The organism is Lachnoclostridium phytofermentans (assembly GCF_000733755.1).
GTDB classification, from domain to species: domain Bacteria; phylum Bacillota; class Clostridia; order Lachnospirales; family Lachnospiraceae; genus Lachnoclostridium; species Lachnoclostridium phytofermentans_A.
On the sequence record NZ_JPOF01000001.1, the window covers coordinates 87,931 to 112,514 of the forward strand.

General features: G+C 36.8%; 21 protein-coding genes. 20 read left to right on the forward strand and 1 reads right to left on the reverse strand.

Going from position 1 to position 24,584, the window contains the following annotated elements; all coding sequences use genetic code 11:
* Positions 1-34 precede the first annotated feature (34 nt).
* Entirely contained in the window at positions 35-721 is a 687-nt protein-coding gene (locus CC92_RS0100485; RefSeq protein WP_029502351.1) for a superoxide dismutase, read from the reverse strand.
* A 97-nt stretch (positions 722-818) separates the two neighbouring features.
* Between CC92_RS0100485 and CC92_RS0100490 the strand changes: the two genes are divergently transcribed.
* The 20 genes from CC92_RS0100490 to yicI all read left to right on the forward strand — a co-directional run bounded on the left by CC92_RS0100490 (position 819) and on the right by yicI (position 24,494).
* Positions 819-1,196, forward strand: coding sequence for an arsenate reductase family protein (locus tag CC92_RS0100490; protein WP_029502350.1), 378 nt, complete (start codon positions 819-821; stop codon positions 1,194-1,196).
* 209 nt (positions 1,197-1,405) lie between these two features.
* Entirely contained in the window at positions 1,406-2,263 is an 858-nt protein-coding gene (locus tag CC92_RS0100495) for a DUF5685 family protein (protein WP_029502349.1), read from the forward strand.
* A gap of 1 nt (position 2,264) precedes the next feature.
* Positions 2,265-2,888 carry a J domain-containing protein gene (locus CC92_RS0100500; protein WP_029502348.1) on the forward strand — a complete coding sequence of 208 codons (624 nt, stop codon included), beginning with the start codon at positions 2,265-2,267 and terminating at the stop codon, positions 2,886-2,888.
* Entirely contained in the window at positions 2,879-3,445 is a 567-nt protein-coding gene (locus CC92_RS0100505; protein ID WP_029502347.1) for a hypothetical protein, read from the forward strand. The genes CC92_RS0100500 and CC92_RS0100505 overlap by 10 nt, the downstream gene beginning before the upstream one ends.
* 324 nt (positions 3,446-3,769) lie before the next feature.
* Positions 3,770-4,060 carry a sporulation transcriptional regulator SpoIIID gene (spoIIID, locus tag CC92_RS0100510; protein ID WP_029502346.1) on the forward strand — a complete coding sequence of 97 codons (291 nt, stop codon included), beginning with the start codon at positions 3,770-3,772 and terminating at the stop codon, positions 4,058-4,060.
* 751 nt (positions 4,061-4,811) lie between these two features.
* Positions 4,812-6,134 (forward strand): electron transport complex subunit RsxC, encoded by a 1,323-nt coding sequence (gene rsxC / locus CC92_RS0100515; RefSeq protein WP_029502345.1) that lies wholly within the window; start codon positions 4,812-4,814, stop codon positions 6,132-6,134.
* Between the two features lie 66 nt (positions 6,135-6,200).
* Positions 6,201-7,211 carry an RnfABCDGE type electron transport complex subunit D gene (locus CC92_RS0100520; RefSeq protein WP_155998315.1) on the forward strand — a complete coding sequence of 337 codons (1,011 nt, stop codon included), beginning with the start codon at positions 6,201-6,203 and terminating at the stop codon, positions 7,209-7,211.
* On the forward strand, positions 7,201-7,857 hold the full coding sequence (locus CC92_RS0100525; RefSeq protein ID WP_029502343.1) for an RnfABCDGE type electron transport complex subunit G: 657 nt from the start codon (positions 7,201-7,203) through the stop codon (positions 7,855-7,857). Before CC92_RS0100520 ends, CC92_RS0100525 begins: the two co-directional genes overlap by 11 nt.
* Positions 7,850-8,659: an electron transport complex subunit RsxE gene (gene rsxE, locus CC92_RS0100530; RefSeq protein WP_029502342.1), complete on the forward strand. Its 810-nt coding sequence runs from the start codon at positions 7,850-7,852 to the stop codon at positions 8,657-8,659. Before CC92_RS0100525 ends, rsxE begins: the two co-directional genes overlap by 8 nt.
* Before the next feature lie 14 nt (positions 8,660-8,673).
* Positions 8,674-9,249 (forward strand): electron transport complex subunit RsxA, encoded by a 576-nt coding sequence (gene rsxA, locus CC92_RS0100535; RefSeq protein WP_029502341.1) that lies wholly within the window; start codon positions 8,674-8,676, stop codon positions 9,247-9,249.
* Positions 9,250-9,266: 17 nt separating this feature from the next.
* Positions 9,267-10,115: an RnfABCDGE type electron transport complex subunit B gene (locus CC92_RS0100540; RefSeq protein WP_051650660.1), complete on the forward strand. Its 849-nt coding sequence runs from the start codon at positions 9,267-9,269 to the stop codon at positions 10,113-10,115.
* 311 nt (positions 10,116-10,426) lie between these two features.
* Positions 10,427-10,999, forward strand: coding sequence for a zinc-ribbon domain-containing protein (locus CC92_RS22365; RefSeq protein ID WP_155998313.1), 573 nt, complete (start codon positions 10,427-10,429; stop codon positions 10,997-10,999).
* Between the two features lie 228 nt (positions 11,000-11,227).
* A complete protein-coding gene (locus CC92_RS0100550) occupies positions 11,228-13,624 on the forward strand; it encodes a glycosyl hydrolase family 95 catalytic domain-containing protein (RefSeq protein WP_051650658.1) in 2,397 nt (798 codons plus the stop codon).
* 272 nt (positions 13,625-13,896) lie between these two features.
* A complete protein-coding gene (locus CC92_RS0100555) occupies positions 13,897-15,678 on the forward strand; it encodes a sensor histidine kinase (RefSeq protein ID WP_029502337.1) in 1,782 nt (593 codons plus the stop codon).
* Positions 15,679-15,686: 8 nt separating this feature from the next.
* Positions 15,687-17,219, forward strand: coding sequence for a response regulator (locus tag CC92_RS0100560; protein ID WP_029502336.1), 1,533 nt, complete (start codon positions 15,687-15,689; stop codon positions 17,217-17,219).
* A gap of 242 nt (positions 17,220-17,461) precedes the next feature.
* Positions 17,462-18,415: an ABC transporter permease gene (locus tag CC92_RS0100565; RefSeq protein WP_029502335.1), complete on the forward strand. Its 954-nt coding sequence runs from the start codon at positions 17,462-17,464 to the stop codon at positions 18,413-18,415.
* 12 nt (positions 18,416-18,427) lie between these two features.
* Complete coding sequence (locus CC92_RS0100570) at positions 18,428-19,327, forward strand: carbohydrate ABC transporter permease (RefSeq protein ID WP_029502334.1); 900 nt, start codon at positions 18,428-18,430, stop codon at positions 19,325-19,327.
* Positions 19,328-19,445: 118 nt separating this feature from the next.
* Complete coding sequence (locus tag CC92_RS0100575) at positions 19,446-21,173, forward strand: extracellular solute-binding protein (RefSeq protein WP_029502333.1); 1,728 nt, start codon at positions 19,446-19,448, stop codon at positions 21,171-21,173.
* Positions 21,174-21,377: 204 nt separating this feature from the next.
* On the forward strand, positions 21,378-22,013 hold the full coding sequence (locus tag CC92_RS0100580; protein ID WP_029502332.1) for a YesL family protein: 636 nt from the start codon (positions 21,378-21,380) through the stop codon (positions 22,011-22,013).
* Between the two features lie 141 nt (positions 22,014-22,154).
* Positions 22,155-24,494 (forward strand): alpha-xylosidase, encoded by a 2,340-nt coding sequence (yicI, locus tag CC92_RS0100585; RefSeq protein ID WP_029502331.1) that lies wholly within the window; start codon positions 22,155-22,157, stop codon positions 24,492-24,494.
* Positions 24,495-24,584: the final 90 nt, after the last annotated feature.

A 24,584-nucleotide genomic window follows, 5' to 3' on the forward strand; every position in this document is an offset into this window, starting at 1 on the left:
ACCCTTTTTGTTTTAATAATAGAGAGAGCAGTATCTATTGTTTTCTATAGAATTGGAACTGGCGGTTATAGCGATAATATACAAAATCCCAATTTATAAGATCGAACCATTGATCAATATAATCACCGCGCCTATTCTGGTAATCAAGATAGTAGGCATGTTCCCAAACATCGATTGGAAGAAGTGGAGTGAAACCTAAGGTTAGTGGTGTATCTTGATTTGCTGTTGTAATGATTGATAATTCACCACGAGAATTTGTAACCAGCCACGCATAACCAGACCCAAAAACTTTAAGTGCTGCTTCTCTTAATTTGGCTTTAAATTCAAAATAATTGCCGAAGGTACGAAGAAGGAGTGACATAAACTCATTTTCAGGAGTGCTTACCTGATAAGGATCGTGTTCTGGCGAGATGCTTGGTTTTCTTGGTGATTTCATGGAGTAAAAGTATAAGTTATGATTGAATACGCCACCAGCATTATTTTTCACTGGTGTTTGTATGGAAGAAGGAAGAAGATTATTATGAATAATCAATTCCTCGAGATTCCAAGTATGGTATTCTGGATAATCTTTCAATATTTTATTTAGAGTATCGACATATGTTTTGAGATGTTTTTCATGATGAAAATATAAAGTACATTCACTAATGCTTGGAGAAAGCGCATCAATAGCATATGGCAATGGAATCAATGGAAATGGATAAGTTTGATTATTTTGACTCATAATGAGAACATCCTATTGTATCATTACTATAGTTTATGTAAAAAATAAAAGATTGTGATGGAGATAGGAGTTTGCAAAGAAATATGGAGGTGGATTGATGAGTTATCAGTATGTAGAGTATCCGAAATGTTCCACTTGCAGCAAAGCAAGAAAGTGGTTGGAAAAAAACCAGATTGCATTTGAATCAAGAGATATTACGGTTAACAACCCTACGAAGGAGGAACTTAAATTGTGGCATGAGAAAAGTGGATTGCCGCTCACTAAGTTCTTTAATACCAGTGGACTTCTTTATCGAGAACAAAATCTGAAGGAAAAGATTAAAGTTATGACTGTAGAAGAAATGGTTGAATCATTATCTACGAATGGTATGTTGGTAAAACGACCAATTTTAGTAGGTGACGACTTTGTACTTGTTGGATTTAAAGAAGAGGAGTGGAAGAAGCGTTTGCTTCCACCAGTTATCAAACGGTATTAGTGGTATTAATACTGATGAAAGCACAAAAATTCCTTTGCAGATGGTTGTACACGCCTTAGTGTATCTGATGTTTGACAAATTTATCCGATATCGTCGGATAGATTTGTTAAAACATTATTAAAATTCATAGAAATCTAATGAATCTTGTGAATAGAGCTGTTATAATAAGCAATGATTAAAGTAAACAAAAGGAATAGTTGGAGGAATCGATGTTTGGTTATATAGGCATACATAAGCCAGAGCTAAAGATGAAGGAATATTATAAATACCGCGCCTATTATTGTGGCCTATGTCAAGTTCTGAAAGAACGCTATGGGCGTTTTGGACAGATGACACTGACTTATGATATGACATTTTTAATAATTCTTTTGACCTCATTGTATGAAAGTAAAGTGACAGAGGAACAGCATCGATGTCTGGCACATCCAACAAAAAAACATTGGATGCTTCACAACGAAATAACGGAATACGCTGCTGATATGAATATTGCACTAACTTATCATAAATTGCTAGATGATTGGAACGATGAGAAAAGTATGGTAGGTCTTAGTGCAAGCAAACTATTGGTGAGAAAATATCATAAAATAGAGAAAAAGTATCCTGAAAAATGCCAGGTAATAGCGGATTGTTTGGCAAAGTTACAAGAGTTTGAAAAAGAAAATGTTACGGACCTTGATAAGATAGCGAAACCGTTTGGTGACTTAATGGGAGAGATGTTTGTTTATCGGCAAGATGGGTGGAAGGACACATTAAGAAAGCTAGGGTTCTATCTTGGGAAATTCATCTATTTGTTAGATGCTTATGAGGATGTTAAGGAAGATATTACAAAAGGAAATTTTAATCCATTAAAAGAAAAGGTAGACAAGCCCTCCTTTGAGGACGAATACCGACAGATATTAATTATGATGATGTCCGAATGTTCGAAAGAATTTGAAAGGTTACCATTAGTCCTTGATGTCGAGTTGTTAAGAAACATAGTATATGCAGGGGTATGGAAAAAATACGACGAACATGGAATAAAAGGCTGTAACAAGAAAGAAATTGATGCAGAAGGGAAAGGTATATAGTATGACACAAGATCCATATCAGGTACTTGGGATAAGCAGAACAGCTACCGATGATGAGGTAAAAAAGGCATATAGAGAATTAAGTAGAAAATATCATCCAGATTCCTATGTAGATAATCCTTTATCTGGTTTAGCAGAAGAAAAGTTTAAGGAAGTGCAGGAAGCATATGATACTATTATGAATGAACGCCAAAATGGCGGGTATAGCACCTCTTATGGTAATTATGGGGATCAGTCCTATGGAAACCAAACCTACCGTGAGGATGGGGTGCTTGCCGATGTTGCTTCTAAAATCAATGCACGTCGCTTTAGTGAAGCTCTTAGTTTACTCTCGGGAATTAGTAATCGTACATCCAGATGGTATTACTATAGCGCAATCGCTAATATCGGTGTTGGTAATAATGTACTTGCGGCAGATCATGCGAGAACAGCAGTATCTATGGAACCAAATAATCCAGAGTATGTTAATTTAATGAATCAGTTACAATGGGGGGGCCAAAGATATACGCAAACAGGATATGGATATGGCCGTGGTGGTGCAGATACAAGTGATTTGTGTTGTAACTTATGTATTGCAGATACTTGTTGCGAATGTATGGGAGGCGATTTGTGCACATGCATCTAAGCACGAAAAAATTAGCGTTTTCGGGTTTATTACTAGCGTTAACTATCTTATTGACGGTACTTAGTTCTGTGTTTGAAACTAGTACTTTATTTTTACTTGCAGCAGCATCATACCTAGTTGGAATTAATTTTAGAGAGAGTGGAGTTCGGTTTGGAATTGGATTCTATCTAGCTGCTATTTTACTCAGTCTAGTGTTAGCTCCCAATAAACTTTATTGCCTAACCTTTGCAGCTATTAGCGCTTACATTGTTATAATGGAAATTGTTAGAGCGTACTTAACCAAAAAAGAACTGCAAAAAATAGCAACTATGAATAGAACACCGTATAAACAAAAAAACAATGCTTTCTTTTATGCTATAAAGTTTGTCGTGTTTAACCTGATTTACCTGCCGTTTTTATTCTTCTTACCAGGATTGTTTTACAGTGGAGAAATCTCAAATGGCATCTATCTTTTATTAATATTAGGTGGGCAGATAGTTTTTGTAATCTATGATTTAGCATATGATGTATTTATCCAAAAGTACTGGAAACGTATTCGGAAGAGCTTTATTCGGTAAGTAAGAGTAATGTATCATCATATTGTGATAGTAAGGAGATTCTACTTAGATCCCTTATTCTGCTTTTTAAATAACAGCTCTATGTAAGTCTCTTGGTATTCCTTTAAGAATCATATCAAAAGACTTACATAGAGCTACGGGAGTTTCTTGTGAACAAGATTAGGTTGAGTGAAATATGAAATTGTGAATTAGTTTATGGAAAAGAGAAAATTTCATGATTCAAGGAAGATAGCGATACCTTAATGTACAAAAGTAATTGTATATTGCATAATTTGTCTGTGAAAGGAATAGATTATAAAAACAAGTATTTCAGGTGGAACTTCCATGAAAGGCTCCAATTTGTTTAAGCATAAACAAATCGAGGAACGTGCTGCTGAGATTGCTGCATTCATTATTGAGAACAATGCAACAGTCAGACAGACCGCAAAGCAGTTCGGTATCTCTAAGTCGACGGTACATAAGGATGTTACCGAGCGTTTGTTACAAGTAAATCCTTCTCTGGCAGAGCGAGCACGAATCGTTTTGGATTTGAATAAGTCAGAGAGACATATCAGAGGTGGATTGGCTACCAAGGAGAAGTACCTACATAAAGGAAAGACAGTGCAAGGTTATTAATATGGAGACACTGTCCGTTACAATTGTTCATGAACAAACGTTCATGAACATAAGAAAGATCGGAATGTTTGGGGAGACTCAGACATTCCGATTTTTCTTTCACAATAGGTTGTTATATGTTAACCGTTATGATTCGTTTGGATAAAACATAAGAATTCTTTGCTAGACAAAATATAATTAATGCATGCTTTTAATTTATAATAGAGAAGGTGAAGTTGTAAGCGATATTTATGAAAAATGTTCACGAATTATGTAATTTTATTATTGGAAATCAAACCATATTATGTTATAATTAGTTGGTTAAAGTTGATAAAATTTCTTATTATTTGCATGTAAGCACTTACAATGCGTGAATAGTTTCACATAGTTAAATACATAGCTATTTATCATCATTTTAAGGAAAAATGACAATAATTTATCAATGTTTAGGTACTTTATTATGTAATCGCTTACATTTAATACATATAAGTTATGTTATATGTAGCTAGAAAGAGAGAAAAATTCTTATTTTCAATTTGTCGATTTTTAAAAAAAATTGAAAAAAGTAAAATTCTTTCATTCAAAAAGTGTTTATTTTGTGTTAAAATAGATACGAATGCAAAGAAAAAGATAATATACATCAACGTCTCGCGCTAACCATGCGTTATTTTTCATGTGTTAATTTTAACACATGATTACGAGAAGTGTTTCACATGCTTATAGCTGCATACCGATGAGGGGCAGTTAAATTAGAAAGAAAGAAGGAGAAGAAATGGCAGCAGGAACATTCAAAGGCGGTATTCATCCTTATGATGGAAAACATCTAACGATGGATAAGCCAACCACTATATTGCTACCAAAAGGAGATCTTGTATATCCAATGTCCCAGCACATTGGTAATCCAGCAAAACCTATTGTTGCAAAAGGTGACAAAGTTTTGGTAGGCCAGAAAATCGGTGAGGCAGATGGAGCAGTATCCACCTGTATTATCAGTTCTGTGTCCGGTACAGTTAAGGCGGTAGAGCCAAGATTAACTGTGGCAGGTACCATGGTAGAATCCGTTGTTGTAGAAAATGATAACGAATATACTCCGATCGAAGGATTAGGAGCATCTAGGGATTATACGACTCTTAAGAAGGAAGAAATTCGTTCTATCATGAAAGAAGCGGGTATCGTTGGTATGGGAGGAGCAGGTTTCCCTACACATATAAAATTAACTCCTAAGAATGATAGTGCGATTGAGTATTTTATTATCAATGGTTCAGAGTGTGAACCTTACCTAACTAGTGATTACCGCATGATGTTAGAGGAAACAAATCGCTTAATGATAGGTATTAGGATTGTACTTCGTTTGTTTGAAAATGCAAAAGCAATTATCGCAGTTGAAGATAACAAACCAGAGGCAATTCGTATCTTAAAGGATGCAGTGCAAAAAGAGAGCAGAATTGAACTGAAAGTTATTAAAACCAAATATCCTCAGGGTGCAGAACGTCAGCTAATTTATGCAACTACTGGGCGTAAGATGAATGCTACTATGCTACCACAGGATATCGGTTGTATTGTAAATAACGTAGATACTATGATTTCTGTTTGTAAAGCTGTAGCAGAGACTACTCCACTTATGAAAAGAGTAATCACTGTATCGGGAGATGCAGTAAAGAATCCTGGAAATTTTGTAGTGTTAACTGGAACCAACTATAGTGAACTAGCGGAAGCTGCGGGAGGATTTCAAACAAAGCCAGCGAAGTTGATTTCTGGTGGACCAATGATGGGACTTGCTCTTTATTCTCTTGATATACCGGTTACGAAGACATCGAGTTCTTTATTAGCGTTTGCTACAGATGAAGTAGCTACTATGCCAGAAGGCCCATGTATTCGTTGTGGACGTTGTGTGGCTGTATGTCCAGGTAGAATTGTTCCGCAGAAACTGATGGAATATGCAGAGCGTTGTGATGATAAGGGCTTTGAATCGTTAAATGGTATGGAATGTTGTGAATGTGGCAGTTGTTCTTATATCTGTCCTGCAGGTCGTCATTTAACACAGGCTTTTAAGCAATCAAGAAGAAGTATTCTTGAGGAGCGCAAGAAATTATAAGATATTATCTTATAATAAAGAGGAGAATGAGAAGAATTTAGCAGACTTATGAAAGAGGTGGAATCTTTGAAAGATATGTATAATGTCTCTGCATCACCACACGTACGTAGTGGTGTGACGACAGCTCAGATTATGAGAGATGTAGCAATTGCATTAATGCCTGCTTGCTTATTTGGTATTTATCAATTCGGTTTCTCAGCATTTTTAGTATTATTGGTTTCGGTAACTTCCTGCGTGGTTTCCGAGTTTTTGTATGAAAGATTAATGAAGCAACCTTATCGTCCATATGAGTGTAGCGCCATAGTAACCGGTTTATTAATCGGTATGAATATGCCTGCTACCATTCCAGTATGGATTCCTATGGTTGGTGGTGTGTTTGCAATTATCGTTGTAAAACAATTATATGGCGGACTTGGACAGAACTTTATGAATCCAGCTCTTGCTGCAAGATGTTTCTTATCTATTTGTTTTACTACCCGTATGACAACATTTGCTGTAGACTCCTTTGCAAATTCAGGTGCTTCAAGCAAAGGACTGTATTTATTTAACTATGGGTTTGCAGGTTTAGATGGAATAAGCGGTGCTACACCACTTGCAGCGATGAAGGCTTCCCAGGCAGCGCCAAGTTTACTTGATATGTTCTTTGGTTACCACGGTGGTGTTATCGGTGAAACAAGTGCTATGATGCTTTTAATCGGTGCATGCTATTTATTATATAGAAGAATTATATCTTTACGAATTCCTATGACATATATTGCAACTTTTGCAGTATTTATGATATTGTTTGGCGGAAAAGGATTTGATGTGGAATATGTGTTAGCTCAGATTCTTGGTGGTGGATTAATTTTAGGTGCTTTCTTTATGGCAACTGATTATGTGACCTGCCCAATTACTAAGTTTGGTCAGATTATCTTTGGTGTTTGCCTTGGTGCATTAACCGGATTATTCCGTGTATTTGGTGGTTCTGCAGAAGGTGTATCTTATGCGATTATCTTCTGTAACTTATTGGTACCGTTGATTGAAAAAATCACAATGCCAAGGGGCTTCGGAGTAGGAGGTAAGAAACTTGCAAAATAAGAAAAAGTCAACAATAATAAAAGACGCGATTGCATTATTTGCAATTACCTTAGTGGCTGCGGTTGCTCTTGGCTTTGTCTATGAAATCACAAAGGGACCGATTGCAGAAGCAGAAGCAAAAGCGAAAGCAGAAGCATATAAAATGGTTTTTGCAGAGGCAAAATTAGTGGATGATAAGAATGAAGATGTCAATGCACGAGTTGAGCTTTCTGAAGAATTTTTAGCTTCGAATGGATTTACTTCAAGTACAATTAATGAAGTATGTATCGCAAAGGATGATGCTGGAAATGCTCTCGGTTATGTAATGACTTTAACATCATCTGCTGGATATGGTGGAGATATTAAGTTTACAATGGGTGTAAAAACCGATGGGACTTTAACATCAATTGAGATTATTGGTATGAATGAAACGAAAGGTCTTGGTGAAAAGGCAGGCGAAGAAAGTTTCAAGGGTCAGTATTCTGATAAAAAGGTAGATTCTTTTGAAGTGATTAAATCAAGTGAGAGCAAGACTAGTGATAATCAAATCAATGCCATCAGTGGTGCAACCATCACAAGTAATGCAGTAACAGGTGCAGTAAATGCTGGTCTAGCATTTATTAACGATTTATTAGACAACGGTGTAGGAGGTGTGACTCGTGAGTAAAGCGTTAGAACGTATTTATAATGGTGTAATAAAAGAAAATCCTACGTTTGTTTTAATGCTTGGTATGTGTCCGACTCTTGCGGTTACAACATCAGCAATCAATGGTGTAGGTATGGGACTTACAACGACAGCGGTTCTTATCATGTCAAACATGCTAATTTCTATGCTTCGTAAGGTGATTCCAGATAAAGTAAGAATGCCAGCTTTTATCGTAGTGGTAGCTTCCTTTGTTACTATAGTACAATTATTATTACAGGCTTATATCCCAGTGTTAAACGACTCTCTTGGTATCTATATTCCGTTAATCGTTGTTAACTGTATTATTCTCGGTAGAGCAGAGTCTTATGCATCAAAATATCCAGTATTTCCATCTATCTTTGATGGTGTTGGTATGGGACTTGGATTTACTGTTGGATTAACCTTAATTGGTCTTTTCCGTGAGTTACTTGGTGCAGGAACTGCGTTTGGCTTCTCTGTCATGCCTGATAGTTATGAGCCATTCTCTATCTTCGTATTAGCACCAGGTGCATTCTTTGTACTTTCGATGTTGACAGCACTTCAAAATAAGTTAAAGTTAAAATCCGCAACAAACACGCCACAAGCAGAAAAACTTGCATGCGGTGGTAACTGTAGCAGTTGTAGCGGTAGTGCATGCCATAGCAATCATGAGTTACTTGAGTCCGTAAAGGAAGAAACTGCGAAGAAAGAAGCAGCAGCAAAAAAAGCAGCAGCTGAAAAAGCGCTTGCTGCAAAGAAGGAAACTCAGGCAAAAGAAGCAGCGAATCAGACAGAGAAGGAATAGGAGGAGAGATTTAGATGAAAGAATTATTACTAGTGCTTATTGCAGCAGCGCTCGTGAATAACGTAGTTTTAAGTCGTTTCCTTGGCTTATGTCCGTTTCTCGGCGTTTCTAAAAAAATTAGTACAGCAGCAGGTATGGGAGGAGCCGTTATCTTCGTTATTACCGTAGCTTCTGCACTATGTAGTGTTATTTATGATTTGGTTTTGGTTCCACTTGATTTAAAGTATATGAATACAATTGTATTTATTATTTTAATTGCAGCGTTAGTTCAGTTAATTGAAATGTTCTTAAAGAAGTTCTCACCAGGTTTATACAATGCGCTTGGTGTATACCTTCCATTAATCACTACAAACTGTGCGGTTCTCGGTGTTGCTATCGATAACGTTCAAAAGGGAAATGGTTTTGTAACTAGTGTTGTTTATGGTGTTGGTACCGCGGTTGGTTTCTTAATTGCGATTGTTATTATGGCAGGTGTCAGAGAACGTATAGAGAATAACAACATCACAAAATCCTTTCAAGGTTCTCCAATTGTGTTGATTACAGCAGGATTGATGTCCATTGCCTTTATGGGATTTGCAGGATTGTTATAGGATAGGGGGAAAAGAGCATGACGAATTTAGCATTATCTAACCTCTTATCTAATACTAGTGTACTTGCTATTAATGTGCAAGGGCTTATTACAGCAGCAGCTATTGTTGGTGGAGTGGGTTTAATCATTGGTATTCTTCTTGGAATAGCAGCCAAGGCATTTGAGGTTGAAGTAGACGAACGAGAAATAATGGTTAGAGATTTACTACCTGGCAACAACTGTGGTGGCTGTGGCTACCCAGGGTGTGATGGGTTAGCAAAAGCGATTGCTGCCGGTGAGGCACCAGTAAGTGGATGTCCTGTTGCAAGCGCTGAAATTCACGCAAAAATTGGTGAGGTAATGGGAAAAGAGGCAACTGTTAGCGAACGTAACGTAGCATTTGTAAAATGTAATGGTACCTGTGATAAAACCAATGTGAAGTATCACTATACTGGAATAGCAGATTGTAAGAAACTTGCATTGATTCCTGGAAATGGTGAGAAGACTTGTAGTTATGGTTGTATGGGGTACGGCAGCTGTGTACGTGCCTGCGCTTTTGATGCAATCCATGTTGTGAATGGTATTGCAGTAGTAGATAAAGAAAAATGTGTTGCATGTGGAAAATGTATTTCCGAGTGTCCAAATAACCTAATTGAGTTCGTACCAGTAAGTTCTACTTGTAAGGTACAATGTAACTCCAATGATAAGGGTAAGGATGTTAATGCTTCCTGTAGCGTTGGATGTATTGGTTGTATGATGTGTGTGAAGGTATGTGAAAGCGGTGCAGTAACTGTAAGTAATAATCTTGCTCACATTGATTATTCTAAGTGTACACACTGTGGTAAGTGTGCAGAAAAGTGTCCAAGAAAGATTATCACTATTGCATAATCTTTAAAATAAAAAAATATTTAATAAAAATTCAGTAGAAGTTTATTTATCTTTTTTAAAAAAGGTGTTATGATACAGGAAAAGACTTCTAGCAAAATAGGAACAATGAAAAGGATAAGAAGTACTTTTACTTCTTATCCTTTTTAGATATGCAAGATATGGGTATATTCGCATAGGGTAAATTTGGGAAGTCTTTGGGATATCCTTTCTGGATTGAAAGGATATCGCTTTCTTTCAATAGAAAAACTAGAGGATTTGGCAATGAGATCGAGAAGATCAAAGTGCTAGTAATTAATAAAGGTAGGTTTATTATGATTTGTAAAATATGTGGAAGAACGGTACAAAATGAAGAGGCAAATTTCTGTGAGTATTGTGGTGCATCTTTTCGTCCAGGAATGGATAATCGTGTGCCAGAGAGTGAACGATTATCAGATACAATTTCTAATGGACAAGGTGGTATAGGACAACCAAGTTTAGGTCAGGAGAGTATTGCACAGAATGGCTCTTGGCAATCTGAACATGGACAAAGTTCCTATGGTAGCAATTCTATGAATGGGCAAGCGATGGGTGGCTATTCCAATAATAGTAATCCTACTTATTGTCAAAGTAATGTAGCAGCGAATGAAAAGCCAATGTCAGTTGGAAACTGGCTTGCAGTAATGCTGTTAGGATTTGTTCCTCTGATAGGGCCTTATGCCTTCTTAGCATTGCTATTCTTTTGGTCATTCAGTAAATCAGTGCCTCCGACTAAGAAAAACTGGGCGCGTGCTACACTGATTGTTGCTCTCATACTTGTAGTATTTTTATCTGTATTAATAGGAATGACAGGCGGCGATATCTTGTCTAATCCAACCGCAATATTAGATAGTCTATATGCAAAATAAAACGAAGCAGATTCGCTTATATTAATAGTCCCTAGTAAACTTATGACCTCATACTCATAGTTTATTAGGGATTTTTTATATCTGTATTTCCATACGAATATCCCCATAGATTCTTATCCAACAATATCTAATTATGTAGGGTTTCACGGATGATTTTCATGGGTTTTTTTGTGTTCGATCTTTTCGTATAATGGGATTGACTTAATAGGAAGGTTGGAGGTTAAATCTTTGAATCATAAATTGTGGTATACAAAACCTGCACTAGAATTTAAAAATGGACTTCCCATAGGTACTGGTAGGCTTGCTGGGATGGTACTTGGTGGTATTACACAGGAAAGAATCGTCTTAAACCATGAGTGGTTATGTTTAGGAATGAACCGTAACAGAAAAAATGAAGATCGATCCCATTATCTTTCTGAGGTGAGAGAATTATTACGCAAAGAAAAATACGAAGAAGCTACCATATTAGCAAATGAAGCCTGGGGAGGTAATGGGGGTATCAGCGGGAGACCAACGAGAGAGGATCCTTACCAACCTGCGGGTGAGCTTTGCTTTAGCCTTGACCAGGGGGAAGTACTAAACTATAAGAGAGAATTAAACCTTGAGAAAGCAAGAGTTAAGGTGAGTTACGATACCTCTGATAATCGATATATCACTAGAACGATGATAGGAGACTTAATCCATGACTGTATCGTGGTTAGAGTATATGCCAGAGAAGAGTTAATAAGCGGCGACTTTTGGCTACAAAGAGAGGCCGACGAACGATGTAAGATTTCCTATGATTTTGGAAATGCAACAATTGTTATGCATGGCGAATTTAAGGAAGGAATGAAATTTTGCGTAAAAGCGGACTTTAAACTAAAAGGTGGGTTTATCGAGCAATTACCTAATAATTGTTTGAGGGTTAAGGATGCGAGGGAAATATTAATTTTCCTTAATATTGGTACGGATGCCAAAGGAGAAGCACCTCTTGAGGAATGTAGAAAATTTACCATTCCGATTAAGCCATGGGCAAGATTATATAAAGAGAACATAGTAGAACATGAAGAGCATTATGGAAGATTACATTTCCATATCAACGAAGAAGAACCGGAAGCCCCGACGGATGAGAGAATCTGTGCATATCGAAAAGGAGGAGACGATGTAACGCTTCCAATACTGTATTTTAATTATGGACGTTATTTGTTGTGTGCTTCCTCTTCGAACGGTGAGCTCCCTGCCAATTTACAAGGAAAATGGTGCGATGAACTATCGCCTGCATGGGACTGTGATTATCATAATGACGTGAATTTACAGATGAATTACTGGCCTGCAGAAAGTGGTCATCTAGAAGAATATACAGAAGCGTTATTTGCTTATTTAGAAAAGATGATTCCGCATGGGAGAGATGCCGCAAAAAAATTATTTGGCTGCAATGGAATCTGGCTTCCGTTATCTTCGGACAATTGGGGACTTGCTACTCCAGAAACCTATGGCTGGTCTGTATGGGTTGGTGTGAGCGCATGGCTTGCCGGGCATCTATGGTGGCACTATGAGTATGGACAAGATTTGGAGTTTCTAGAGGAGAGAGCATATCCCTTCATGAGAGAAGTTGCAACCTTCTACGAGGATTTTTTGGTAAAAGATGAGTTGGGAATCTATCAGGTGATGCCTTCACAGTCACCAGAGAATCGTTTTGCTGGTGGCGGTGATTATCCGGTAACCATTTGTGTTTCTTCTACGGTAGATATTGAGTTAATTATTGACTTATTATCACATACCATAAAAGCTGCAAAATTGCTCCGTACGGATTTACACCGTATCAAACATTGGGAAGAGATTCTTTTGCATTTACCAAAACTACAGATAGGTAGTAAAGGGCAGTTGTTAGAATGGAATAAGGAATTTGAAGAAGCGGAACCAAACCATCGTCATGTATCTCATTTATTTGCGGTATATCCGGGAGAACAAATAAATGAGGAACGAACACCTGAACTTTATCAGGCTGCCAGAACTTCTTTGGAACTTCGTTTGGCAGCAGGTGGAGCCTATACAGGCTGGAGTCGTGCTTGGACTGCTTGTCTTTATGCAAGATTTCACGAAGGTGATTTGGCATTTGAACATTTAAGGGCATTGATTGGTGACTTTGCTACTGACAGTTTACTTGACTTACATCCACCAAAGATATTTCAAATTGATGGTAATTTTGGTGGAACCGCTGCGATTTTAGAGATGCTGTTGCAAAGCTATTATGAGGAATTAGAGTTTCTTCCTGCTCTTCCTAGTGGTTGGAAGAGTGGAAAAATCACTGGAATGAGAGCAAGAGGTGGATTTACAGTTGATATGGAGTGGAATGACGGGGAATTAACCAAGGCGAGAATTTGCTCATTAACTGACCGTATCTGTTGCATTAAGGCGGATCGATACACTTACTGCGTCAAGGATAGTTGGGGGAATCATGTTGAATTACAGGAAGATAATACAGTATACCAACAAGTAGAGCCTCTCATCCCTAAGAAAAATCAACAAACAGCTACACTTCATAATCCGGTATCCATAGACACTATCAAGATACATCATAAGAAGGTTAAATTCCCTATGATTAGAGATAGAATTTATATTATCACAGCTAAAAGCATGCTCTGATAATCGATTTACGGTGCAAAAAGCGCACCTTTTATGAGATATAGCTACGCTATATCTCATAAGTTATATTATCACAGTTACTGGAACTCATTAGGGTGTTTGGAAGAATAAAGATTCTTACTTGTAGAACTTCTAGATTAATGATACTATGAAATTAGATTGTGATTGTTAATAATTCTCATTCATTCGTAGTAATTTTTTAGAAGTTCTAGTTTTCTTTCTGTAAGTTCATATACCAATTGTGATTTCTATTAGGATACTTGGGGGCATCGATGAAAAGAATCAAAATCTTTTGGCAGAAACTTTTACATATTAAGTTACGAGAGAAATTATTTTTAGTTTATTTCATTGGCTGCATTATTCCATTCTTTTGTATTACGCTATATTTAAATTCAGGAACAAGAATGCTTTTAATAGAGCAGTCCAAGGAGGCAGAGCTTTCTGAACTTCATTTAATTGCAAATGGTTTAAAAGATAATATGCGAGTTCTAACGGATGTGTCCAAACGATTCTATTTTGACGAAGAGTTAGAAAATATTGCGTTTACCAGGTTCAAAAGTTATACGGATATTGTGGATGCTTATAAAAACTATACGACATTTTTTGAGTATCTACAGTATTATTATCAGGAAATATGGAAGTTTAGTATGTACATAAATAATGATACTCTTTCCAATACTTCAGTGTTTATAGTTGCAGATGAAATAATACGCAGCGAACCCTGGTATCAAAAAGTAATTAAAGAAAATGGTAGAGTAACATGGTCACAGGAAGTTGGTGTACTGAATCAAAAGAGTAATCTAAAGCTTTCTCGTTTGCTAAGAACCAAGCAGGGGAAGGAAGTTGGTGTTCTTTCAATTTATATGCAAAATAAACGGTCTCAGTTGCAAATTACGGATCGAGGTACGTTAACGATGCTGATTTTAGATGAGGGAGAGTTGATACATAGTAATGGGGGAGATGATTTTGACTATTCTTCTCTACGCAAAGAGATAGTAAATACGAATCAAACTGGCTCAAAGAACATTATGTATCAAGGGAAAAAGTGTTTTATGACCGTAATCTTACTTCAAGCACCAGAATCAGTTTCGATGTTTAAAATGGTTAGCGTACTTCCTTATGATGATATTTTAATGAATGCGAATGAACGAAGCAGAAGCAGTACGATATTGATGATATGTAGTTTTATTCTATCTCTGATGTTAATAAGCCTATACTCCCAAGCGTTTAGCAGAAAAATCAATTGTTTTAAAGATCAGATGCATAGAGCAGCTAAGGGGAATTTTGATATTGCAAAAAAGATAGGCGGACATGATGAAATCAGTGAGCTTTATGATGATTTAAATATTATGATTGATAGTATCAATAGCTTGATGGGGAAAATTATTGAGGAGCAGGTGCAAAAGGAACAATTAAATTCCAGACAAAAAGATGTGGAGTTTAAGATGCTTGCTAGTCAGATAAATCCACACTTTCTTTATAACACTCTAGAAACAATCCGTATGAAGGCAAGGACAACTGGGCAGTACGAAATTGAAGAGTTAGTAAAGATGTTAGCAAAAATCATGCGAAGAAATATTCAAGTTAGGGATCATCTTGTTACATTTCGTTCCGAACTTGAATTGGTAGAATATTATTTAAAGATTCAAAGTTATCGTTTTGGTGAACGCATTCATTATCAGATAGAATTATGTTATGATATTTCTGATGAGAAAATTATGCCATTAATTATTCAACCGATTGTTGAAAATGCATTTGTACATGGGTTAGAGATGAAAGATGGGAATGGATTACTTCGTATTATCGTAGAAAAAACGGATCGATGCAGAATTTATGTGATCGATGATGGTGTCGGTATAGAGCCCGAGAAGTTAGAAGAGGTAATGCAAGGACTTAATAATTTTGAGAAACTCGATAAAACTCATATCGGATTAAGCAATGTAAATCAGCGGATCAAACTATTATATGGAGAAGAGTATGGTTTGATAATTCAAAGTAAATGGATGGAAGGAACGACTGTAATCATTGAATTGCCAAGAGACATAAGGAGGTAATACATATTATGTACCAACTAATGATTATCGATGATGAACCAATTGTACGATCTGGAATAAAGGATTTAATTCCGTGGGAAGATTATCAGTTCGAAGTATGTGCTGAGGGGATTGACGGGAAGGACGGATTAAACAAGGTAATGGAGTTTTTACCTGATTTAGTCCTTGTTGATGTTAAGATGCCTGGTATGAGTGGAATAGAACTAATACAAGAAGCAAGAAAGCAGGGGTTTGAAGGAAAGTTTATTATCCTTACTGGATATTCTGATTTTGAGTTTGCAAAACAGGCAGTTTCTCTAGGAGTAAGAGCATACTTATTAAAACCGATTGATGAAGAAGAATTAATGACCAATGTAGAAGAGGTTCTTGGAGAACTTGAGGCCAAGAAAAACCGTGAAGACTATTTTACAAAAAGTGAATTAATAGCAAGGCAAGATGTGATTCGAAGAATCCTGCTACCAAATAACGGTTCTGAAGAACTGAAAAAGGATATGAAACTGTATAGTTTAGAGTTTAAATACCATTGCTTTTGCTGTGCTGTAATATCGATGAAAAATGCAGAGAATATGCCTGCTCCTAGTGAGGAATGTATCAATGCGTTAACCAGAGATATGAATCAGATAGACCGAATATGGATGGATGAGAATGTGGTATTACTTTGTAAGGAATACACATTTTTAGAAGCAGCGAAACAATTGGAACTTAATATTGAACGAATGGAAGCAAAACATATGGAGATTCCTTTTGTTTTCCTAGGGCATACAGTAAAACAGTGGCAGGATATTCAATTTTCTTATGAAAGTGCTAGATTTTTTTGGGAACATCGGTTTTTATATAGCAACCAGCGTGTTATTACAATTGATATGCCTGAGAGTGTGGGACAAATTACAGTAGATCGAATCCTTGAGCAACTTGGTAACTACGTTGATATTGGGGATGAAGAAGGAATTGAGCATACCATGTATGAATTGCAGCAGTACGCAAGAATTAGTTTGCTAAAAGAATCGGATATCAAACTTTTAGTAGCGCATAATTTGATTTTACTACATAGTAGACTTCTAGCAAAGTATGATCAAAAAAAATCTGAATTCCCGAGTTTAAATCAACTGAGAGAGCAGATAAAGAATTGTAATAGCATCGATAGTCTGATTCATGAAGCGATAGCATTTTGTAAGACCATGAGCGAAATAGTGGGTGGGTCTACCTCAGATAATATAGCAAAGCGTGTTTATGCTTACATGGAGAAGAACTTTGATAAGGATTTAAAACTCGAAAATATTGCGAAAACCTTTAACTATAATAGTGCTTATCTTGGTAAATTGTTTAAGAAGGAGATGGGAGAAGGGTTTAACAACATATTAGATTCTATTCGGATAGAAAATGCAAAAAGGTTATTAATGGAGCAGGATTTAAAGGTATATCAGGTATCAGAAAAAGTAGGATTTAGCAACATCGATTACTTCTATAACAAGTTTAAAAAACATGTTGGGCTAAGTCCTAAGGAATTCCAAAAGAAAAAACCAAGGAATGAAGAGGGGTAGGGTTGCTTAAAGAGTATTGTCAGATTATTAAGCTATGAATTTAATAAGAATAGTAATCAATGAGATATTATACATTCATGAAAACGATTTCTTATAGCATAATTCATAGCTTTTTTTGTTTTTTATATGAAAAACTAGAGATAATATATAAATTTTAAGGTGTTTTTAACAAAAAATTATGGGTATTTAATCTAAAGTTTCCTTAGTATAATAAAGTCATGATAACGAAGGGGGATTAGTTCATGGACGGAAAGAAGAAACCAAAGACGAAAAAGCAGAAGCAGAAACTAACCTTAAAGTTACTGATAAAGCAACGGTATTTACTAGCCATGTCAATACCATTTGTGATTTGGCTTATTATATTTAAGTTTATCCCACTGTGGGGATGGACGATGGCTTTTCAAGAAGTTAGACCTAAATCGTTTGCGCTGTCAGTATGGGAGAGAGATTGGGTATTCTTAGATCATTTTAAAAAATTATTTGCGGACCCAAGATTTCTACAGGTATTAAAAAATACCATTGGAACTAGTTTGATTGGGTTGGTGCTTGGATTCTTTTCCGCTATTACATTTGCCCTATTATTAAATGAAGTTAGAAACGTTAGATTTAAAAAATTAACACAGACAATTTCTTATTTACCACACTTTGTTTCCTGGGTTATCATAGCTAGTATTGCAAAGATGTTTCTGGGGGATTCTGGTGTAATTAATGATTTTCTTGGGAGCTTAGGAATAAAAGAAGTTCATTTTATGACTTCCAATACATCGGCATTCTGGGTTATCGTTAGTGTGATCAATGTATGGAAAGAGTGTGGATGGGATGCTATCATTTATCTTTCTGCAATGACCGGAATTGATCAGGGACTTTATGAGGCTGCTAAGGTGGATGGAGCAGGAAGATTTCGTAGAATGTGGCATATCACCTTACCAGGCATAAGACCAACTGTTATTGTATTGTTGATTATGAGTATTGGCGGTGTTCTAGGAGTTGGAATGGAACGCCAGATGTTACTTGGTAATGGTATCGTAAAAGACTATGCAGAGGTTCTCACTTGGTATGCATATACAAAAGGAATTGGATCTCAAAATTATGGATTAGGTACTGCGATTGGTGTGTTCCAGTCTGCGATAAGTGTTATCCTACTTCTTGTAGCGAATAAGGTTGCTGGCCGCATTAGTGACAGCAAACTGATATAAGGAGGGATGATGATGAAGAGAAAAAAACATAAAATTAGTTACATAAACCGCAAGACACCATTTGATTACTTTTTAATATTATTTTTTGTAGTCGTAATATTTATAACACTGTATCCATTTATTAATGTACTTGCGATCTCATTTAACGATGCTACGGATACCTTAAGAGGTTCGAATATGTTAATACCACGAGTATTTACGTTAGCGAACTATGAGTATTTATTTACAGAGAAAAACCTGTTTCCGCCGTTAATGATGTCAATTGCTAGAACATTAGTTGGTACGATTTCAGGAGTAATCTGTACCGCGATGCTTGCGTATACACTAAGCCGTAGAGATTTCTATTTTCGTAAAATTTTTACAGCGATGTTTGTTATTACGATGTATGTTAGTGGTGGATTGGTACCGGAGTATTTGTTAATTACAAGAACCTTGGGACTTAGGAATAACTTTTTAGTGTATATAATTCCTGGAGTTATCTGGGTATACAATGTGATCTTAATCCGTTCCTTTATCGATGGATTACCAGAAGCATTGCAAGAATCTGCTAAAATTGATGGTGCATCTGATTTTAAGATATGGTATCGAATCATTGTTCCGCTTTGTAAACCTGTTCTAGCGACGGTCGCACTTTTCCTAGCGGTTGGTCAGTGGAATGGATTTATGGATACTTATCTATATGCACCAAATCTAAAGACATTGCAGTATATGATGTATGAGATTGTAAATAAGACAGGAATCGATCCTGGAAATACTCATGGACAGAATGTAGAGGTATTAGCAAGCTCTATCACACCGCAAGCAATCCGTATGGCGATTACAATTGTGGCTACGCTCCCTATTGTTATTGTTTATCCATTCTTACAGAAATATTTTGTTGGTGGAATGACGCTCGGAGCAGTAAAAGATTGATTTAATCCATTCCAAATCAATAGGGAGGAATGGTTAAATAAATACAACACCCCATTACTATACCAAAGGGTAGGTAATCGAGTGGTTGTAAAAATAATTCATAAAAGGGGGATACATTATGAAAAACAAAAAAGTATTGGCAATTTTGTTATCATTAACGATGGTGGTTGCAGCTGCATCAGGATGTGGTAAGAAGAACAACAATCCAGCAAATAGCAATACAACACCAACAACCGCACCAACAGCAACAGAGGGCGCATCCGCAGATCCAACCGAAGTTCCAGAAGAGAAATTAGACCCGATTACCTTTACCTTCTACAATGCAGATGGTCAGGAAGATCCTTGGACTGATCCAGTTGCACAGGCCATAACAGAGGCAACAGGAGTAACTTTAAAGACAGATTATCCGGTTGCTGGAGATGATCAAAGAGTCGCTCTTATGATTGCTTCGGAAGATTATCCGGATATGATCTTTGCAAAGGGTGACGGAGATGCTTTAATTGATGCAGGTGCATTAATTGATATGGCTCCACTGATTGACGAATATGGTCCAAACATTAAGAAGCTATATGGTGATAACTACAACCGTTTAAAAAACAGTAAGGACGACCAGTCAATTTATATGCTTTGCAGCAATGGTGTTGGTGATACTGCCTTCACAACCTCTGGTACCGCACAGTTACAGTGGGCTGTACTTGAAGCTAATAATTACAAGATTCCTTATACTTTAGCTGAGTATGAAGAGATGATTAAAAACTACATAAAAGAAAATCCACAGATTGATGGACTGGATACCATTGGTTTAAGTATTTCTTGCGCTGATTGGCACTGGTTTATTACTCTTGCAAATCCAGCAGGTTTCATTGCAAATGGTTCTCCAGATAATGGTCAGTGGATCATCGATGATAAAAACAACTACCAAGCATATTATAAGCATGCCGCTCCTGGACAAAAGGAATACTTCCAGTGGTTAAATAGAATGTATAATGAGGGAATTCTTGATAAGGATTTTGCAACTCAGACTCATGATGACTATATTGCTAAGATTGCATCCGGTCGTGTTCTTGGTATCCTTGATGCGAATTGGGACTATGCAGATGGCGAAAAAGTTCTTAAGTCAGACGGTAAATATAATAGAACCTATGCAGGACTTCCTGTGACAATGAGTTCCGATATTAAGTGTTCCACTTTAATGAACCAAGGTCTTTCTGTAGGTTGGGGTGTTGCAATCACAACAGCTTGTGAAGATCCAGTAAGAGCAATTAAGTTCCTTAATTGGATTTGTAGTGATGAAGCTCAGGTTCTTTTAAACTGGGGTATTAAAGATGTAAACTACTTTATCGATGAAAATGGTCAGCGTTATAGAACACAGGAAGAAATCGATAAGTCAACGAACGACATCAATTACAAAGAGACTAGTGGTGTTGGATTCCATAACTATCCATTCCCATGCTATGGTAATGGTGCGGAAGATTCAACTGGAAGTACCTATACAACAAATAGTAAGAGCTTTATAATTTCAAACTATCATGAAGAAGAAAAGAAAGCTTTAGCTGCATGGAATAAAGAGATGTTAATAGATATCTTCCCTCAGCCAGAGGAATTTGATATTCCTCCATATGCTGCAGTTTGGGCACAAGTAAAACCAGCGGAATTTAATGACTTTGAAACAGCATTAAATGATATTGCTTGGCCATCCATGATTAAAGCAATCATCTGTGCACCAGATCAGTTTGATGCTACATGGGAGAAGTTCATGGCTGACTTAGACAAGGCAGGTAGAGTAGAAGCAGAAGAGATGTTAACTACGATCATTCAAGATCAGGTATCTTTCTGGGGTAACTAATAGCGATTAGGGAGTATTTTGGGGTGTCGCATGGAATAGGGCGACACCCTTTTTATACACAAAGATAAAAAGAAGAAGTGAATGCAAGTGATGGGAGCTAGTGATATCAAAACAGAATTATAATATAATACATCGAGGAAGAAAGGATGCCTTATTTTTATCCTGTAAACCCTATGGTATAATACTTGTAACGGAGGTGAAACAATGAGTTTTTTTAGTATCAATAGTCCAATATATCGATTTATGATGAAGATAACGGACATATTAGTACTGAGTTTGTTATGGCTGTTATGTAGCCTGCCTATTGTTACAATAGGAGCATCAACAACAGCAGCTTATTATGTAGGGCTAAAGCTCGTGGTAAATGAAGAAGAATACATAAGTAAGATGTTTTTTAAGGCTTTTCGAGAGAATTTTTGGCAAGGAACCATCCTTGGGATTTTGTGCTTATTTTTTGGGTATATACTATGGGTTAATTACAATTATTGCTTTCGTATTGCAACCGAACGTCCTGTTGGAATGATTGTTTGCACTATGATTGGAACAGTGATTTATATCTTTAGTTTTTTATATGCATTTGCATTAACTGCTAGGTACCAAAACACAATCTTTCGTATGATCCGAAATTCGTTTTTACTTTCGTTACGTTATATTTTTCGAACTGTCATTATATTAGTTATGATGGCAGCAGTATTAGCAATAGGCTTATGGAATACTACTACCATCTTTTTATTTTTATTGTTAGGGCCAGGAGCGATTGTTTATATCTCCTGTGCATACATACTAAAGATATTTCATAAGACGGAAGAAAAGGAAGGAAAGAGAAGTGAAGAGAAGTGAAGAAAGAGAAGTAATAGCGAAGAGATAAGTGAATTCAATTAGGAAATAGTTGTCGTGTGCTAGAACACACAGATCGGAATTAATCACATGACAAATTTGTACTGGCACCAAAACGCAGATGGCGGCAGAATGGAGGATGTTATGAAGTTTAGTAATGGATGTTGGCTACAAAAGAGGGGTACAGAGTGCTTTTCCCCAGCGCAAGTTTATGATTATCAAATCAAAGGAAATGAGGTTCGAATCCTTACAACAACACACCAAATCAAACATCGTGGTGATACCTTAGGTGGTATAAATCTTACGATATTTATCACAGCACCAGCACCTGAGGTTTTACGTGTTAAGACCCATCATTATATGGGATTAAAACAGAAGAGTCCCGAATTTGAATTAGACTTATCAGGAGCCTGTTCCTTAGAGTGTGAGGACACAGAAGATACTTTAATCATTAAGAGTGGAAGTCTTCGGCTAGAAGTACAAAAATCAAATGCTGCGTTTACCTATTATCGAGGAAATGAGAAACTGACCTCCAGCGGTTGGCGTGATCTTAGTTATATGAAAACTGACTGGAAAGGAATTGCCTACGATGATGGTGGAGAAGAGGATACTTACATGAGAGAGCAGTTAACGCTTTCTGTAGGTGAACTCGTATATGGTCTTGGAGAGAGATTTACACCATTTGTAAAAAATGGTCAGTCACTAGATATCTGGAACGAAGATGGCGGTACTTCAACCGAACAATCTTATAAAAATATTCCATTTTACATAACAAACAAAGGGTATGGCATATTTGTAAATCATCCAGAGAAAGTTTCTTTTGAAATCGGCTCTGAGATGGTAGCAAAAGTAGGTTTTTCTGTTCCTGGGGAATGTCTCGATTACTTTATTATCAATGGACCAGATATGAAGCAGGTATTAGCTCGTTATACTGATTTAACTGGAAAACCAGGGCTTCCAGCACCATGGACCTTTGGTCTTTGGCTATCGACTTCTTTTACAACAAACTATGACGAAGAAACAGTAAATAGTTTTGTAGATGGCATGTTAGAGCGTGGAATTCACTTGGGAGTTTTTCATTTTGACTGTTTTTGGATGAAGGATTTTTGCTGGTCTGATTTTACCTGGGATAGCAGAGTATTTCCAGACCCTAAGAATATGTTAGCGAGACTAAAGGCAAAGGGATTAAAGATTTGCGTTTGGATTAATAGCTATATTGGTCAAGAATCTATCTTATTCGAAGAAGGTGTAAAGGGAGGCTATTTCCTTAAGAGAAAGAACGGGGATGTATGGCAATGGGATATGTGGCAGCCTGGTATGGCAATTGTCGACTTTACTAATCCGGAGGCATGTAAGTGGTTTGGTGAGAAACTAAAAGCGTTACTTGATATGGGAGTAGATTGCTTTAAAACAGATTTCGGTGAGAGAATTCCTACGGATGTTGTTTACTACGATGGTTCTGATCCAATGAAAATGCATAATTTTTATACTTATCTATACAATAAAACAGTTTATGATGTTTTAGTAAGCTGTAAAGGTAAAGAGGAAGCAATTTTATTTGCTAGATCGGCTACTGTCGGTGGTCAAAAATTCCCAGTTCATTGGGGTGGTGACTGTTGGTCTGATTATGAATCCATGGAAGAAAGTCTTCGTGGAGGATTATCACTAACGATGTCTGGTTTTGGTTATTGGAGCCATGATATCGGCGGATTTGAGAGCACTTCAACTCCAGATGTATACAAACGCTGGGCAGCATTTGGGTTATTATCCACTCACTCGAGACTTCACGGAAGTACCTCGTACCGTGTGCCTTGGGTATATGATGAAGAGGCAGTCGATGTCGTTCGTTTCTTTACAGAGTTAAAGGCATCTCTTATGCCATATCTCTATCGCAATGCAGTGGAAACCTCAACATCGGGTATTCCAATGATGAGAAGTATGGTAATGGAATATACCAAGGATCCTAATTGCTCCTACCTTGATAAGCAGTATTTTCTAGGAGATAGTTTATTAGTAGCTCCAATTTTTAATGAGGAAAGTATGGCTCATTACTATCTTCCAGCTGGTAGATGGACGAATTATCTAACTGGAGAAGTAAGAGAAGGTGGAAAGTGGTATGAAGAAAAGCACAGTTACCTTAGCATACCGCTCTATGTAAAGCAAGGAAGCATCATTGCATCTGGTCTGAAAGATCAAGGAGCAGTTTATGATTATACGAAGAATCTTGAGTTAAAAGTATACGAGTTACAAGAAGGGGCAGAAACTACTACTACTGTTTATCGAGAAGATGGAGAAAAGGTTGTCGTAATAAGCGCATTATTAAATAGTGGTAAGATAACGATAAACCTATCATCAAAAGCTCCAGTAAGTATTATTTTAAAGAATTATGTTGCCAAAGGTGTAGAGGGTGCTAAATTTAACTTAAATGAAAATGATACAGTTATTCTGGCACAAGAATCTATGGTAGCTACTGTTATAATATAAAATATTTTATTAAAATTGAACCCTTGCATTACATAAGTGAGTAATGCAAGGGAGTTCGTGTAGTTATGGGAATGTAAGGTTATTCAGTAG

Coding starts and splice junctions, on each gene's coding strand:
- CC92_RS0100485 (WP_029502351.1), bottom strand. CDS start 721: ATGAGTCAAAATAATCAAACTTATCCATTTCCATTGATTCCATTGCCA.
- CC92_RS0100490 (WP_029502350.1), top strand. CDS start 819: ATGAGTTATCAGTATGTAGAGTATCCGAAATGTTCCACTTGCAGCAAA.
- CC92_RS0100495 (WP_029502349.1), top strand. CDS start 1,406: ATGTTTGGTTATATAGGCATACATAAGCCAGAGCTAAAGATGAAGGAA.
- CC92_RS0100500 (WP_029502348.1), top strand. CDS start 2,265: ATGACACAAGATCCATATCAGGTACTTGGGATAAGCAGAACAGCTACC.
- CC92_RS0100505 (WP_029502347.1), top strand. CDS start 2,879: ATGCATCTAAGCACGAAAAAATTAGCGTTTTCGGGTTTATTACTAGCG.
- spoIIID (WP_029502346.1), top strand. CDS start 3,770: ATGAAAGGCTCCAATTTGTTTAAGCATAAACAAATCGAGGAACGTGCT.
- rsxC (WP_029502345.1), top strand. CDS start 4,812: ATGGCAGCAGGAACATTCAAAGGCGGTATTCATCCTTATGATGGAAAA.
- rsxA (WP_029502341.1), top strand. CDS start 8,674: ATGAAAGAATTATTACTAGTGCTTATTGCAGCAGCGCTCGTGAATAAC.
- CC92_RS0100540 (WP_051650660.1), top strand. CDS start 9,267: ATGACGAATTTAGCATTATCTAACCTCTTATCTAATACTAGTGTACTT.
- CC92_RS22365 (WP_155998313.1), top strand. CDS start 10,427: ATGATTTGTAAAATATGTGGAAGAACGGTACAAAATGAAGAGGCAAAT.
- CC92_RS0100555 (WP_029502337.1), top strand. CDS start 13,897: ATGAAAAGAATCAAAATCTTTTGGCAGAAACTTTTACATATTAAGTTA.
- CC92_RS0100560 (WP_029502336.1), top strand. CDS start 15,687: ATGTACCAACTAATGATTATCGATGATGAACCAATTGTACGATCTGGA.
- CC92_RS0100565 (WP_029502335.1), top strand. CDS start 17,462: ATGGACGGAAAGAAGAAACCAAAGACGAAAAAGCAGAAGCAGAAACTA.
- CC92_RS0100570 (WP_029502334.1), top strand. CDS start 18,428: ATGAAGAGAAAAAAACATAAAATTAGTTACATAAACCGCAAGACACCA.
- CC92_RS0100575 (WP_029502333.1), top strand. CDS start 19,446: ATGAAAAACAAAAAAGTATTGGCAATTTTGTTATCATTAACGATGGTG.
- CC92_RS0100580 (WP_029502332.1), top strand. CDS start 21,378: ATGAGTTTTTTTAGTATCAATAGTCCAATATATCGATTTATGATGAAG.
- yicI (WP_029502331.1), top strand. CDS start 22,155: ATGAAGTTTAGTAATGGATGTTGGCTACAAAAGAGGGGTACAGAGTGC.